General features: G+C 42.7%; 19 protein-coding genes and 1 pseudogene. All 20 read left to right on the top strand.

Annotated elements, in window-relative coordinates; genetic code table 11:
* The first annotated feature begins 159 nt into the window (after positions 1-159).
* The 20 genes and pseudogenes from QZ311_RS06290 (at position 160) to QZ311_RS06195 (ending at position 13,407) form a co-directional block, all read left to right on the top strand.
* Positions 160-519, top strand: coding sequence for a DNA-processing protein DprA (locus tag QZ311_RS06290; protein ID WP_297065558.1), 360 nt, complete (start codon positions 160-162; stop codon positions 517-519).
* 50 nt (positions 520-569) lie between these two features.
* Complete coding sequence (locus QZ311_RS06285) at positions 570-803, top strand: hypothetical protein (protein WP_297065555.1); 234 nt, start codon at positions 570-572, stop codon at positions 801-803.
* A gap of 314 nt (positions 804-1,117) precedes the next feature.
* Positions 1,118-1,846, top strand: coding sequence for a hypothetical protein (locus QZ311_RS06280; RefSeq protein WP_297065553.1), 729 nt, complete (start codon positions 1,118-1,120; stop codon positions 1,844-1,846).
* 42 nt (positions 1,847-1,888) lie between these two features.
* Entirely contained in the window at positions 1,889-2,893 is a 1,005-nt protein-coding gene (locus tag QZ311_RS06275) for a hypothetical protein (protein WP_297065550.1), read from the top strand.
* Complete coding sequence (locus QZ311_RS06270) at positions 2,890-4,227, top strand: hypothetical protein (RefSeq protein ID WP_297065547.1); 1,338 nt, start codon at positions 2,890-2,892, stop codon at positions 4,225-4,227. The genes QZ311_RS06275 and QZ311_RS06270 overlap by 4 nt, the downstream gene beginning before the upstream one ends.
* 468 nt (positions 4,228-4,695) lie before the next feature.
* Positions 4,696-4,986 carry a YciI family protein gene (locus tag QZ311_RS06265; protein ID WP_297065688.1) on the top strand — a complete coding sequence of 97 codons (291 nt, stop codon included), beginning with the start codon at positions 4,696-4,698 and terminating at the stop codon, positions 4,984-4,986.
* A gap of 24 nt (positions 4,987-5,010) precedes the next feature.
* Positions 5,011-5,496, top strand: a complete 486-nt coding sequence (locus QZ311_RS06260) for a hypothetical protein (protein ID WP_297065544.1) — start codon at positions 5,011-5,013, stop codon at positions 5,494-5,496.
* 435 nt (positions 5,497-5,931) lie between these two features.
* Positions 5,932-6,201: a zinc ribbon domain-containing protein gene (locus tag QZ311_RS06255; protein WP_297065541.1), complete on the top strand. Its 270-nt coding sequence runs from the start codon at positions 5,932-5,934 to the stop codon at positions 6,199-6,201.
* 69 nt (positions 6,202-6,270) lie between these two features.
* Entirely contained in the window at positions 6,271-6,837 is a 567-nt protein-coding gene (locus QZ311_RS06250; RefSeq protein ID WP_297065537.1) for a GNAT family N-acetyltransferase, read from the top strand.
* Entirely contained in the window at positions 6,797-7,006 is a 210-nt protein-coding gene (gene dmpI, locus QZ311_RS06245) for a 4-oxalocrotonate tautomerase DmpI (protein ID WP_297065534.1), read from the top strand. Before QZ311_RS06250 ends, dmpI begins: the two co-directional genes overlap by 41 nt.
* Positions 7,007-7,008: 2 nt before the next feature.
* Entirely contained in the window at positions 7,009-7,644 is a 636-nt protein-coding gene (locus QZ311_RS06240; protein ID WP_297065532.1) for a GyrI-like domain-containing protein, read from the top strand.
* Positions 7,641-8,153 (top strand): GNAT family N-acetyltransferase, encoded by a 513-nt coding sequence (locus tag QZ311_RS06235; RefSeq protein ID WP_297065531.1) that lies wholly within the window; start codon positions 7,641-7,643, stop codon positions 8,151-8,153. Before QZ311_RS06240 ends, QZ311_RS06235 begins: the two co-directional genes overlap by 4 nt.
* Positions 8,150-8,308, top strand: a complete 159-nt coding sequence (locus QZ311_RS06230) for an NAD(P)H-dependent oxidoreductase (RefSeq protein WP_297065529.1) — start codon at positions 8,150-8,152, stop codon at positions 8,306-8,308. The genes QZ311_RS06235 and QZ311_RS06230 overlap by 4 nt, the downstream gene beginning before the upstream one ends.
* Before the next feature lie 120 nt (positions 8,309-8,428).
* Entirely contained in the window at positions 8,429-9,124 is a 696-nt protein-coding gene (locus tag QZ311_RS06225) for a hypothetical protein (RefSeq protein ID WP_297065526.1), read from the top strand.
* Positions 9,125-9,129: 5 nt separating this feature from the next.
* A complete protein-coding gene (locus tag QZ311_RS06220) occupies positions 9,130-9,951 on the top strand; it encodes a hypothetical protein (protein ID WP_297065524.1) in 822 nt (273 codons plus the stop codon).
* Between the two features lie 62 nt (positions 9,952-10,013).
* On the top strand, positions 10,014-10,532 hold the full coding sequence (locus QZ311_RS06215; protein ID WP_297065521.1) for a hypothetical protein: 519 nt from the start codon (positions 10,014-10,016) through the stop codon (positions 10,530-10,532).
* A gap of 119 nt (positions 10,533-10,651) precedes the next feature.
* Complete coding sequence (locus QZ311_RS06210) at positions 10,652-10,834, top strand: hypothetical protein (protein ID WP_297065518.1); 183 nt, start codon at positions 10,652-10,654, stop codon at positions 10,832-10,834.
* Entirely contained in the window at positions 10,831-11,430 is a 600-nt protein-coding gene (locus QZ311_RS06205) for a uracil-DNA glycosylase family protein (RefSeq protein WP_297065515.1), read from the top strand. The genes QZ311_RS06210 and QZ311_RS06205 overlap by 4 nt, the downstream gene beginning before the upstream one ends.
* Positions 11,427-11,528, top strand: a pseudogene (locus tag QZ311_RS06200) (acetyltransferase); the annotation flags it as partial. The gene QZ311_RS06205 and the pseudogene QZ311_RS06200, both read left to right, overlap by 4 nt.
* Before the next feature lie 250 nt (positions 11,529-11,778).
* Positions 11,779-13,407 carry an ABC-F family ATP-binding cassette domain-containing protein gene (locus QZ311_RS06195; RefSeq protein ID WP_297065512.1) on the top strand — a complete coding sequence of 543 codons (1,629 nt, stop codon included), beginning with the start codon at positions 11,779-11,781 and terminating at the stop codon, positions 13,405-13,407.
* Positions 13,408-13,618 lie beyond the last annotated feature (211 nt).

The following is a 13,618-nucleotide window of genomic DNA, read 5'->3' as shown; positions in this document are numbered from 1 at the left end:
TAAAGTTAAATATTATTAATGTGTATCATTTTTGTAGTCAAGTGAATAACTTTTTGACAATAGGGCACAAGAGTCCAATATATTCGATTTTAACATCGGTTAACCATTTCTTAAATTTCTCAATCGTATAGTATAAGAGTACCAATATTTAGATTGAATATGAAATTAGCAATCGTTGGCACTCGGAATCCGGGTGTAAGCTATCAGGAGTGGGAAAAGCTCCTACTTGACAAAATCAACCCAGACGAGATTCAGATGGTAATCTCTGGAGGCGCAAAAGGAGTTGACGCTTTCGCCAAATTATTTGCGGCTCGCCATCATAAGCCTTACATGGAGTTCTCTCCCCGATATGATGTCTATGGGCGATATGCGACCCTAAAGCGAAACACTCAGATAGCCCAAGAGGCTTCTAATGTCATAGCCTTCCCATCACCAGATTCAAAGGGAACTCTTCATACAATTAGGGAAGCTCAGCGTATGAAAAAGCAAGTAACGGTTGTTCCTTTTTCACAAGAATAGAATAATCCTCAATCTACTAAACTTTAAAAACCAAGGAATATTCAAGGAAAATGGAAGAATTAACGGTCAATCAAGTTCAATTTTATGGCGAAGGTCTATTACGATGGTTGCAATCTGGCGAAGTTTCGATGGGCGACATGCTTGAAGGTAAGAAAGCGTATCGTTTGCTGGCTTGCCTTATGGGAGACCCACGCAGAGAATATATAGATTCCAATTTCAACGGAATGTCTTTCGAGGAACTATGCCGGTATCTGAATGCGACAAATCTCAGCAATGAATTTTGAGCAGATAACCAATATTAGGATTACCCGAAAAAATAGTGGGTACTGATGCTGAGAAATAAATCATTATTATACAGTGTAATTAATTATTCTACTTAAAAGTTGCGCACGACACGAAAAGAGTGTATTAGACAATGATTGGATACGCAGAACAAAAAGGTTCAACCGTATATGTGTATGGCCCGAACGGAGGCTACATCTGGCACAGAGTAGGCACTCTGTTGGGTTATACCTCCAACACTGTAACGATCAAACATGGCTCAACCACATATATATGTGGGGAACGTGGAGAAGTTAAAGCAACGCGATAAAAAGATATGCAGGCGAAATATCGTAAACACATGAAGTGGTGGCTGGATGAGTTTTCCGCAGGCGATCAGGTGGACCATTACGTTGAATTATTTCCGGAACTTGACTCACGTCTTGCCAAGTTTGCTGTAGGAATATTTTTGTGGAACATGAAAGGATTGATTGACATAAACAATCCGGATGACGTTAGTAAAGTACGAATGATTCTAAAAGTCCTTGATCAAACACCAGGTTATGACTTCTTTGATAACGTATTCAACGAATCCGATCCTGATACGGTATGTCAGATAATCGGGATGTCGCCGGTCGTTCCCTTAGAAGAGGGAGAGATCGACTTTGACTATTGGGTTAGTGAGATCAAAAACTTTGAGGATGCTCGTTCATATTTTGAAATGGTATCATGGTGTATTGTAATTTCCGAGGAGTCATTCAAGGAGTATACCTCAAATGGCAATCGATTCTACTTCTGTGGCAATGGCGATTGGTGGGACGTTCCTTGTATGCCTGGAATGGGTTTTCCACATGATAAATATGGCTATTCACTGATAGCTGTTGAAGTGACTCCGGAAAATAGAATTGCATCTGTGACCAGTCGCTGGAATACATGCGCCGGAGATACAGGCGATTTTCTCTCTCCTGAAGATCTCCGGACGGTTTTGGGTGAAGAAAACTTCAATAAACTCTTTTCAAATCTACACCAAGACAGTACCGATTATACGAATTTACGTTTAAAATAAGCTATATCAGCCCCGTATGTGTGAGAAACATTCTCTACAAATTTGATATATCAATTAAAATCAGTAGATTTGCATATTCAATTAATTGTATTTCCTATGACTAATATTACGATGCGTGGAAATTTATCCAATCCCTTCCTTAAGAGATTATGCGAAGGCGACCTTTGTGCTATCATAAATGAGATCATTGAAGATAGAGAGCTTGATATCCAAGTGCGTGACAACTACCTCAATGTCTATTATAGAGGTGGTAACATTCTCCGCATCAAGCCACGGTCGTTTCAATTCGATAAATTCTATTTTTATTTAGGCCACCCCAAAGAATTCCCAAAAACTCATGTTGAAAAAGTTGCATCGCGCAAACAACACGAAATCAATCCCCGCACTAAGCAACCCATTCCAACGGAGATTGAGGCGGACCAGATTATGTCAGAGCTCAATGAGAAATACGATGGCCTCATGCAGCTTCTCCCCGAAAATCCGGAGAGCTTCTTTGAGAAAGCAAAATCTGTCATGAACGAATGGTTTGACAAATGGGAACATCAGGAAAGAGACGACCAGCAAGCAATAACTGAAAGAAACAAATCAGCTGATTCAGAATCGGATTTAGCTGTGATAGACATAGAATTTGCGGTCAGCGTAAACAAGCCATATAATAAAGCCAAAAACAGCAAAGGGAAAAGTAAGGTCTGCCGTTTTGACATAATTGCGGTTGATTGCAAAGGTCAGCTGTATGTTATAGAACTCAAGCAAAACGAAGCAGCTGATAGCGACGACAATTCCGCCAATGTCAAAGTGCATAAAAAAGACTTTGACGATACAATAGGCAATGATATTGATTGTCTGTTCACTAAGGAAATGGCGCAAGTCGTAAACATAAAAAAGGAGATTGGATTACTTCCTGCAACTGTAAATGTTGACACCTCCCTGAATCCCGTTTTTGCTGTTGCTTATAGCGGAGAAAACTCCGAATCATTTAATGAAAAGTATAGAAATGAGGGGTTCTATGTCATTGAAGTCTTGAAAGACAAAAAATTAAGGAAATGAAAATTACAGTTCATCGCGGCTCCAATCAAATAGGAGGATGCGTAACAGAATACGAGTCTAACGGATGGAAACTGTTTGTAGATTATGGCGAACAGCTGCCTGGGGCTCCTGCTTATAACAAGAAGTTGGATATAGAAGGACTCACTTGTGGAGACTTATCCAAAAGTGCTCTGCTGATAACACATTATCACGGGGATCATATCGGCAAACTTTCAGAGGTGGCTGGGGCTATCCCTGTGTATATGGGGTATACCGGATGTGAAATTTATCGAAAGCTTCAGCGACGGCTATCAAATGTTAGCGGAGAAATAGGCGAAAAAGCGCAAAAATCTCACGAGCGTTCAGGCCTGATTCACACATTTATGGAAGATGAGGAATTTTCATTTGGACCGTTCTATATTCGTCCGGTCAAGATGGATCACTCGGCTTACGATTCTTATGGCTTCATAATTACTGATGGTGCGGATGATTCCATAGCATTCCATACCGGTGATTTCCGTGCTCATGGTCTTTTCGGTGAAGAGTTCAGGGACACCATGCATTCTTTACCTGATGTTGACGCTGTTGTATGTGAGGCAACCAATATTGAAAGAAGCCGGGATGAAGCAGAACCTGAGTGGAAAATTGAAGAACGATTTAAAGAATTATTTAAGCGAAATAAATACAACTCCGTATTTGTTTCATCCACTAATATCGACCGCCTTTTTGGCATCTATCGCGCAGCTGCAGAGGCTGGCAGAATTGTTCTGATGGATGAATATCAGTACGAAATCCTCAACTCGGTGATAGGTAAAAATGACTGGATGCGTAATGAAACGGAACGTTTTGAATTTATAGATGAGACCGGTTCTGAAGTTTCCGACACTTATGATCCGGGCTATGAGTTTGATAAAGGCCTTCCGTTCGTTCTTATGCTTGACAGGACTTTTAAGAAAACTCCACGATTCTATATCCCTGACAAGCTTAGGAAATTGATAGATTGGAAAGGTTGTGTATTGATAGCACGTACCACCACACAATTCAAGTCGCTTATAGAATCGTTTCCCGCGCATCTGAGCAAAAAGTATCTCTCTATGTGGAAAGGATATTTAAATCCGGATTCGCCTGCATTTAATGAAGATCTTGCAAAATCATTAGGGGCAGGGTATGAGTATGTTCATACTTCGGGTCATGCCGATGTGCCTACATTGGAAATACTTTTCAATCATTTGAACGCAGCCAGAATCATCCCCATACATACAGAAAATCCCAAGAAATTCATGGACGTATTCTCTCCGCATTGGCCCGTACTCCTTCTCAACGACGGTGAATCACATTTAATTACTTGTGATTAACCAATGATTTCCACGGATCTAAAAACTTCTCATTAAAAGATAGGACAATGATTCTTGCATTATCCTGATGTTATTGAACTGTAAAGTCCTATAACATAAAGAGTATATCATACTGCTTAAGAGAATATACCGCCACGGAGGGAGGCTCTTGCTTCCCTCCGTGGAGTTTTTTTGGGGGGTAAAGTCCGTGAGACATTCCCATGTTTTGGGTGTGTCCGTAGTTGAGTTTGGACATTGACATTGCTTCCTGATTCGTCAGTGTGGGATGAGAGCGGCGGAAGCGTTTTAAATACTTTTTATCGAAGCCGGTCAGGTCATTATGCCTTATGTCCGGTTTATATTCGGGATGCGCTCCCGGAGCGAAAGGCATTCATTCATCGGTTGTTGTTTTGTGGATTTTTATTGTTAAATTTGCGTTGGATAATTTTATCCAAACAGTTAACAAGAAAAATGACAATGGAAATGAATATGTTTATAGCAATTCTGACTTACAAGACACCACTCGAAGAGGTTGACCGCTTTCTACAGGCGCATCGCGAATACCTTGCGGAGCATTATGCCGTGGGTGATTTCATTATTTCCGGTCCTCAAAACCCTCGTATTGGAGGCGTGATAATGATAAAGGCTGACAACCGTGCCACAGTTGATACCATCATTTCACAAGACCCATTTAATATTAATGGCATCGCCGATTATCAGATTGTAGAGTTTTCTCCAACAATGTTCAGCAAACAGTGTATTTATGAATTGTTAAATTAAGGGAACAGCAAAAATAATCATATTGTGAAAATTATAGAACTTAGACATGTTTGCATTGCCTTGTTGCTCGCCGGACTTGCATCTTGTGGAGCGTCCGCAGACAAGAGTGGAACAGAGACAATAGTTGACCAAAATACAGTAACTAACGACACTCTTGCTGGAATTAGTGAAGATATCGCTCTTATTAACACGGCGTATGAAAAATTCGTATTTGCAATAGACTCACAGAATGAACAACCTGAGACTTATTTTACAACTAACGCACTAAAAAAATTGCAAGAGGACTATGAATACGATTGTGACGAGGAATCTTGCTACGCGTTTTATGCGTTGAGAACCAAGATGCAAGATTCCAATCCTGAAACAGATGGAGCATCAAAGATTAACAACATAGAACCTGATGGCAATAATTGGTATGTTGTCTCTTATTCTGATATGGGCTGGGCCGGTAAAACTCGAATCAAAATCGCAGGTGGTAAGATTGATGACTATGAGCGTATTGAACAATAAATTAATCATTCGTCAATAAAGAATGTATCAGCTGTTCAATAATTGCATATACGTAAAGGCACACATCGGTTTTATAACTATAAAAAAAACTATATTCAATTACATATCAATGCCACAGAGGGAGGCTCTTGCTTCCCTCCGTGGAGTTTTTTGGGAGGTAAAGTCCGTGAGACATTCCCATGTTTTGGGTGTGTTCGTAGTTAAGTTTGGATATCGACATTGCTTCCTGATTCGTCAGTGTGGGATGAGAGCAGCGGAAGCGTTTTAAATCCTCTTTATCGAAGCCGGTCAAGTCATTATGTCTGATGTCCGGTTTATATTCGGGATGCGCTCCCGGGGCGAAAGGCATTCATTCATCGGTTGTTGTTTTGTGGATTTTTATTGTTAAATTTGCGTTGGATAATTTTATCCAAACAGTTAACAAGAAAAATAACAATGGAAATGAAATTCTGTCAGAGCTGCGGAATGCCGCTCACCAACGAAGTCCTCGGCACAAATGCGGATGGGACGCCCAATGAAGATTACTGCATCTACTGCTACAAGGACGGCAAGTTCGTGCAAGATATGACTATGGAGCAGATGATTGAACACTGCGCTCAGTTTACCGACGAGATAAACAAAAACTCCGGTCAGAATCTTACAGTCGAGCAGATGAAAGAGCAGATGCGCCAATTCTTCCCGCATCTCAAACGCTGGAAGAAATAGCGCCGATTATCAGATTGTGGAATTCGCTCCGACAATGTTTTCCGATCATAATGTTAAGACTCTGCCGGTATGATTGAAACAGAAAGATTGATTTTGCGCCCGTGGCAAGAATCGGAAGCCGGGATACTATATAAATACGCGTGCGATCCGGATATAGGTCCCATTGCAGGATGGATGCCACATACTTCGGTAAAAAATAGTCTTGAAATAATCAGGACTGTTTTTGCTGCTCCTGAGACATATGCGGTTGTTCTGAAAAAAACAGGCGAACCGATAGGAAGTTGCGGAATCATGTTTGCCAATGGTCTTCATTCCGCTAATATGAAAGATGGTGAGGCAGAGATTGGCTATTGGATTGGCAAGCCATATTGGGGGCAAGGTCTGATTCCTGAAGCTGTTAGCGCTTTGCTGGCTCGATGCTTCAACGAGTTAGGCCTTGAAACAGTCTGGTGTGGATATTATGACGGAAATGTTAAGTCGAAACGGGTCTGCGAAAAAAGTGGATTCAAATATCACCATACAAACAGCAACATAACATCCCCACTTGGCGACAAACGGACCGAACATTTCTACAATATGACTAAAGAAGATTATAATGCCATACATATCAATAGAGAGCGGCAAACTGACCGCTGAACAGAAGAAACAGTTGATTGAGCGTCTTACAGCCATAGCCTCCGAGATAACACATATCCCGGAGCAGTTCTTCACGGTTACTATCAAAGAACTGCCTGACGAGAACTTTGGCATTGGCGGCAAGTCAATCGATGAGATAAAACAGAATTATAACGGTAAAAAAGTTTAAAAATGGCGTTTGACTACAAGAAAGAATACAAGGGTCTGTATATGCCTAAGACTACACCGACTATCGTGGAAGTGCCTGAGATGAAGTTTATCGCTGTCAATGGCTGTGGGAACCCTAACGAGCCGGACGGAGAATATCAGCAGGCTTTGGGCATTCTTTACCCGGTTGCTTATGCTTTGAAAATGAGCTATAAGACAGATTACCGTATCGATGGTTTCTTTGAATATGTCGTACCGCCGCTTGAAGGTCTATGGTGGACCGACAATGCTATTTCAGATGATTTCACAGATAAGTCAGCTTTCCGATGGATTGCAATGATACGCATTCCCGATTTTGTGGATGAAGTTGATGTGGAATGGGCCAAAAGAGAGGTGTTCCGTAAGAAAGGGCTTGATTGCTCATCTCTTTACCATATCAGTTTTGAGGAAGGTCTATGCTCACAAATCATGCATACCGGGTCGTATGACACAGAGTCGGTGTCTCTTGACGCAATTGACCGGTATATTGAATCAAACGGATACATGAAGGATATAACAGCTGCCCGCCGTCACCACGAGATATATCTTTCTGATCCGAGGAAATGCACTCCCGATAAAATGAAGACAGTTCTTAGAATCCCTGTCGCCAAACGCAAATGAGCCTCACATTACGTCCATATAAGCCTTCGGATGCCGCAGTGATAACATCGTGGCTTAAAAGCGAATATCTTATGCGCCAGTGGTGCGCCGACAGATACGAGCGTTATCCCGTCACGCCCGAAGACATGAACGCATATCACGAGAGGTATATTGACGGACAACTCTCGCGCGCCCTGACAATGACGGATGGCGATGACGTTGTAGGATATATCACCTTGCGCACCCCGGCCGACGATCCGACGGAACAACGGTTGGGATTCGTTATTGTCGATGATTCAAAACGCGGTCGCGGTTTAGGGAAATCTCTTGTTTCAAAGGCCGTCAAATATGCTTTTGAAACGCTTGGAGCCACGAAAGTATCGCTTGGTGTCTTTGAAAATAATCCGTCCGCCATCCATTGCTATGAAGTCGCCGGTTTTCATCGAGTATCACTATCTGAAACCGAGAGTTACGAGTGTCTCGGCGAAACGTGGAATTGCATCGAAATGGAACAACACAAGGAGCTATGAAAGTAATCGGTATTAACGGAAGCTCACGCAAGGACGGCAACACGGCTATAATTATCGGTAAAGTCTTTGATGAACTCAATAAAGAGGGAATCGAAACAGAATTGATACAATTGGCTGGTTATGACATTCAGCCATGCCGTGGATGCTTTGCCTGAAAAGGTCATGGAAACTGTGTGTTTACAAAAGACGGTTTTACCGAAATCTTCAGCCGTATGGTCGAGGCAGACGGAATAATCCTCGGCTCAAAATTTAGCCCACTTTTCATCAGTCAATGAATGAATATGCGGAAGGTGTCATTTTTATTCGCAATAGTCATATTGTCACTTTGCTCGGCTTGCTGTAACGGCAGCAGTAACGGCGAGACCACATATACCGTCACTGCCATCGTTGCACATGAAGATTGTGCAACCATCTTTGCGGAAAGGGAAGACGGAGCAGTTGTTGCCGAACAAAATGAGGTTGCTGCTGTCGAGTCTTATCGCATCGCCGATAGATGTGCTGGTCCGTTCAGGATTGATGCTGTTGTTTCGGAAAAGATGGAAGGCTTTGACGTCACGAAGTCTCAGGAAGAAAAAATATTGCCGACTGGTGAAACACGTGAAATTACTGTATATATTTACGAAATTGGCAATGAGGGTTGGGTGAAAGTCACCCCTGAGTATGATACGACAACTGGCAAAACAAGCGAAATATTTGTATATTCCGACTTATTCCTCACCGACAAGGGCATCGGTGCTATGTCGTCGGTAGAAGAATTTGCCACAGCTTATCCTGATTTCCATATCCGTTATGTACGCGATGCGGAATTATTCGTTGCTGAAACGCAAGGACTTAAAAACGTGCAGTTTGTCATCAACGATGAAGACTATCGTGGTGACAAAGCCTCTTTGTCGTCAAGCGAATCCGTTGAGCTCCAAGTTTCCGATTTTAATAAAGAGTCATATTTCACAGCAATACGCATTATTAAATAAGTTATATGGTATATGAAGTATTGAACCACAATAACGCTGCATGCACCGTCACTGATGCCGACATAGAAGAAGCGGTAAAGTCCGGCGAAACATTGCCTCGGGCAATTGTACAGGCAATGGGTAAAACGCACGATGACAAGTATTTGGAATACATGTATCCGCTACTATATCATGAAGTGAACTATATGCGTATGGATGCCGCGCAAAGTATAATTAATCTGAACGGACGCAAAGGATTGGACACATTGAAAGAGAAGGAACGCAGCCTCGATTCCTCTACTTTTGATAATTTACCAAGCGAGAAAGCAGTGCTTATGGCAATGATTATTCGTATAGAGGAAGGTACGGAAGGTGTTCTGCGTTATTTCAGATCAGAAGACGGGTTGGATATAGTGAAGTATTGCCTGTTGAGCTATTATAGTTCCGGTTATGATTACAAGGAAGAGGATATACGCCTGATAAGCGTTGTGCTCAGAGAGTTTATCGATAAAAAACTCAAGCGTGTCAAAAAAGTGCCTCGGGAGGATTGGATTGAATTTGTCTACTTTGCGCTCGACAGTTTATGGATTGCAGCACTGGAGACTGAAATTCTTACGCAGATGAGCGATGAGGCAAGCAGGGAGCTGGTTGATGTGTTTCAGCAGATTCTTTTCAGCAAAGCAACAAACGACATTAAGGAACTGATGTCAGATATTTCCATAGGCATGAAACGTGACTATGCTCTGGAAATATTGAGAAACCTCAAAGGCAAGACCGGAGGAGGAGATGCACGGAGAGCATACAAGAAAGCATTGAAACATTTTAATATCACTGAGGAAGAATTATGAGTATGGAACATAAGGCGTTTGTGTTTGATGCAAATAAATTTCATGCAGAGATAGAACCTGTCATGAAAGACAGTATAAAGAACACCGAAGTGGCACACCGATATATCTGCGACCATCTCGAAGAATTGCAATCACCTTATACTGGCGATGTGTTGGACGAAGATTGGGAAGAGGAATTTGGCGAACTTACGCTTCAGGTCTATTTCGACATACTGCTCACAGCGTGTTATGATGTCCAAGATGACCGGGGACTTCGAGAAATGTGGGATGCGGTAAATGAGGTGATTAAATCCCTCGGTGTGTTTGAGGAGGGAGCACTACCCGTGACAGGCTGGGAGGTAGAGATTGATGGCGTTGTCGTTGATCCCGGGATGGAAGGGCTGGGCATTATCGATTGCGATGAGGTGGAGGAGATTCTGAACACTTTGAAGGAGAACAGAGATGCAGCAGCGAGCGCCGAACATCCTGATGGATTGCTGTATGACGCAGAGTCAGACGAGTGGATGGAAGCCTATGACGACCTTTGTCATATCTATGAAGAAGCTATCCGCCAGAAAAAAGGACTGCTACTTACTTTCTGACCATTTGGATAATGAATAAAATAATTGTAAATCCAACTATTGCTACGTCAATCTATATGCTGTCACTATCGGTCTGATTGGACAGAGACGGTGGAATTGCCTGAAAAAGCTATAGAATCATGATAAAGTACACGGATAAATATACAGATAATTCGTTTGATATCGCAAAATGTCGCGAATCGGCTGAATCGGGCTATGTTCCCGCACAATATCAACTTGGTCAATGCTATGAGGAAGGCATCGGTGTGGAGCGCAATCTTGGAGAAAATATGAGTCTTATCCTTAAACGAATCAGATTATGAATGTAAAAACAGAGTTGCAGCGATTTTCCGAAAACAGCGCAAACTTGCGTTTTAATGACGTAAATATCGAGCCTGAAACGATACAGGCTGTCATGATAAATGCAGTTGTACCCATTGATTCTGACGATGATTTCTATGGAAAGTTCGATTCGGCATATATGTCGACTACTATTCCACTGTTTCAAAAGGCCGGTATTGAAGTAAACAGCATTCATGAAATATTGAACCTCGGCATTTATATAACCAACGCTGTCAAAACTCCTAAATCGGGATACGCTGTTTCAAAGGAGAGTATTGAAGAAAGTCTGCCGGCTCTTGAACGTGAAATTCAATTGTTTCCCAATCTCAAGGTTATCATGCTGATGGGAGATGTTGCGAAAAAAGCGTTCAACATAATCAGTAAGAAAGAGTCCGGGAAAAATGCCGTCCCAACTATATCTACCTACAAATTGCGCAATACCGAGATTTTCTATAAAGGAATACGCATCATGCCTTCTTACATAATGACGGGCCAAAACATTTTGATTGAAAAGTCAAAATTCGAGATGGCATCGGAGGATATAGCAACGATGTATAAACTGATAAACCCAAAATGAAAACCGGCAAGATTTATCCAAGAACCGGTGATGCACAGACGGTGTATCTGAAATCAATCGTCACACGCTCTGCAATCGAGGTCGGAGATTTCACAATTGTCAAAAAGAAAGCGAAAGTTTAACATTTCCATAATTTACTACACCGTTTTAGAAGCTGTCATCTCTTGGCAAGAGATTTGGGATGTTGTTAAACGATAAAGCTTCAAAACCGCGTGATACAGAGTCGTCAATGCACATAGGTATAAAACAGGAAATTAATAATCAAAAAAGCAAATACCGCCATCTGCCATGATTTGCCTTTAAGTGATTTTTTAGTACCTTTGCATAAAAATTCTACGCTATAATATAATGGTATCAGTTGATGCTCTTACAGTTGAATTCGGTGGCACAACCTTATTCAAGGACATTTCATTTGTAATCAATCCTAAAGACCGTATAGCCCTTATGGGCAAGAACGGGGCCGGGAAAAGTACGCTGTTGAAGATTTTGGCAGGAGTGCGACAACCCAGTCGTGGCAGTGTGTCGGCGCCCAAAGACTGCACGATTTGCTATCTGCCGCAACACATGATGACAGAGGATCACCGCACCGTTTTTGAAGAGGCTTCGCAGGCTTTCGCGCACCTTAAAGAAATGGAGGCAGAAATCGATGCCATGAATCAGGAATTGGCTACACGCACCGATTACGAAAGCGACTCATATATGTCACTGATTGAAAAGGTGGCTACGGTGAGTGAGAAATTCTATGCCATTGACATGACTCACTTCGAGGAAGATGTGGAGAAGGCTCTGCTCGGCCTTGGATTCAAACGTAGCGATTTCTCTCGTTCGACATCCGAGTTTTCAGGTGGCTGGCGCATGCGTATTGAACTGGCCAAGCTGCTGTTGCAGAATCCCGATGTGCTGCTGCTCGATGAGCCTACCAACCACCTCGACATCGAGTCGGTGGGCTGGCTCGAGGATTTTATCATAAACAGTCCTATGGCTGTAGTAGTGATCAGCCACGACCGGCGGTTTATCGATAATATCACAACTCGCACAATTGAAGTGACGATGGGGCGAATCTATGACTACAAGGCCAACTATAGTCACTATCTTGAGTTGCGCCGCGAACGCCGCCAACAACAGCAAAAGCAGTTCGACGACCAACAGAAACAGATTGCCGAGGCTCGCGAATTTATCGAACGTTTCAAAGGCACATACTCCAAGACCTACCAAGTGCAGAGCAAGGTAAAGTGGCTCGAAAAACTCGATATTGTAGAGGTTGATGAGGAAGATACGTCTGCTTTACGTCTTAAATTCCCACCTTGTCCGCGCAGTGGCAGCTACCCGGTCATAGCCGACGGGGTCGGCAAGAGCTACGATGGGAAGCCTGTGTTTACAGGGGCGACGTTTATGATTGAGCGCGGCGACAAAGTGGCTTTCGCAGGACGCAACGGCGAAGGAAAATCCACTATGGTCAAAGCTATTATGCGAGAGATTGATTTCAACGGCTCGCTCGCACTGGGCCACAACGTTCAGATTGGCTACTTTGCCCAAAATAGCGCATCGCTGCTCGACGGCGAACTGACGGTTTTCCAGACTATTGATGATATAGCCGTGGGCGACGTACGTCTGAAAATCCGCGACCTTTTAGGTGCTTTTATGTTTGGCGGAGAAGAAAGCCAGAAAAAGGTAAAGGTACTATCCGGTGGCGAACGCGTGCGCTTGTGTCTGATAAAGTTGCTGCTTGAACCTGTCAACCTGCTTATACTCGATGAGCCAACGAATCATCTCGACCTTAAGACAAAGGATATTCTAAAACAGGCACTGCGCGACTTCGATGGCACACTTATACTTGTGAGCCACGACCGCGACTTCCTTGATGGTCTTGTTACGAAAGTTTATGAATTCGGCGACGGCCGCGTGCGCGAGCATCTATGCGGTATCAACGAATTTCTCGAAAATGTAAAAAAACGTACTGAAACCGAAGGGCAATAACAAAGGCAGTTTGCCTTATCCGCCAGTGGTGCGCCGACATTTATGAGCGAACGTTATCCCGTCAAGCCCGAAGATATGAATTACATATTATAAAGGTATATTGACGGTCAACGCTCGCGCGCCCTGACAATGGTGGATGGTGATGTTAATTGTATGTTAACGTGAGTTCGATATAAGCAATAGACCATTCACCAATAAAACAATCAGCCAT

This window comes from uncultured Duncaniella sp. (assembly GCF_910578445.1).
In the GTDB taxonomy this organism is placed as follows: Bacteria; Bacteroidota; Bacteroidia; order Bacteroidales; family Muribaculaceae; genus Duncaniella.
This window is presented reverse-complemented; position numbering and strand designations above follow the sequence as displayed.

What these genes read in the sequence shown, in the direction of transcription:
- QZ311_RS06290 (WP_297065558.1), top strand. Translation starts at nt 160, where the DNA reads ATGAAATTAGCAATCGTTGGCACTCGGAATCCGGGTGTAAGCTATCAG.
- QZ311_RS06285 (WP_297065555.1), top strand. Translation starts at nt 570, where the DNA reads ATGGAAGAATTAACGGTCAATCAAGTTCAATTTTATGGCGAAGGTCTA.
- QZ311_RS06280 (WP_297065553.1), top strand. Translation starts at nt 1,118, where the DNA reads ATGCAGGCGAAATATCGTAAACACATGAAGTGGTGGCTGGATGAGTTT.
- QZ311_RS06270 (WP_297065547.1), top strand. Translation starts at nt 2,890, where the DNA reads ATGAAAATTACAGTTCATCGCGGCTCCAATCAAATAGGAGGATGCGTA.
- QZ311_RS06265 (WP_297065688.1), top strand. Translation starts at nt 4,696, where the DNA reads ATGTTTATAGCAATTCTGACTTACAAGACACCACTCGAAGAGGTTGAC.
- QZ311_RS06255 (WP_297065541.1), top strand. Translation starts at nt 5,932, where the DNA reads ATGGAAATGAAATTCTGTCAGAGCTGCGGAATGCCGCTCACCAACGAA.
- QZ311_RS06250 (WP_297065537.1), top strand. Translation starts at nt 6,271, where the DNA reads ATGATTGAAACAGAAAGATTGATTTTGCGCCCGTGGCAAGAATCGGAA.
- dmpI (WP_297065534.1), top strand. Translation starts at nt 6,797, where the DNA reads ATGCCATACATATCAATAGAGAGCGGCAAACTGACCGCTGAACAGAAG.
- QZ311_RS06240 (WP_297065532.1), top strand. Translation starts at nt 7,009, where the DNA reads ATGGCGTTTGACTACAAGAAAGAATACAAGGGTCTGTATATGCCTAAG.
- QZ311_RS06235 (WP_297065531.1), top strand. Translation starts at nt 7,641, where the DNA reads ATGAGCCTCACATTACGTCCATATAAGCCTTCGGATGCCGCAGTGATA.
- QZ311_RS06230 (WP_297065529.1), top strand. Translation starts at nt 8,150, where the DNA reads ATGAAAGTAATCGGTATTAACGGAAGCTCACGCAAGGACGGCAACACG.
- QZ311_RS06225 (WP_297065526.1), top strand. Translation starts at nt 8,429, where the DNA reads ATGAATATGCGGAAGGTGTCATTTTTATTCGCAATAGTCATATTGTCA.
- QZ311_RS06220 (WP_297065524.1), top strand. Translation starts at nt 9,130, where the DNA reads ATGGTATATGAAGTATTGAACCACAATAACGCTGCATGCACCGTCACT.
- QZ311_RS06215 (WP_297065521.1), top strand. Translation starts at nt 10,014, where the DNA reads ATGAAAGACAGTATAAAGAACACCGAAGTGGCACACCGATATATCTGC.
- QZ311_RS06210 (WP_297065518.1), top strand. Translation starts at nt 10,652, where the DNA reads ATGATAAAGTACACGGATAAATATACAGATAATTCGTTTGATATCGCA.
- QZ311_RS06205 (WP_297065515.1), top strand. Translation starts at nt 10,831, where the DNA reads ATGAATGTAAAAACAGAGTTGCAGCGATTTTCCGAAAACAGCGCAAAC.
- QZ311_RS06195 (WP_297065512.1), top strand. Translation starts at nt 11,779, where the DNA reads ATGGTATCAGTTGATGCTCTTACAGTTGAATTCGGTGGCACAACCTTA.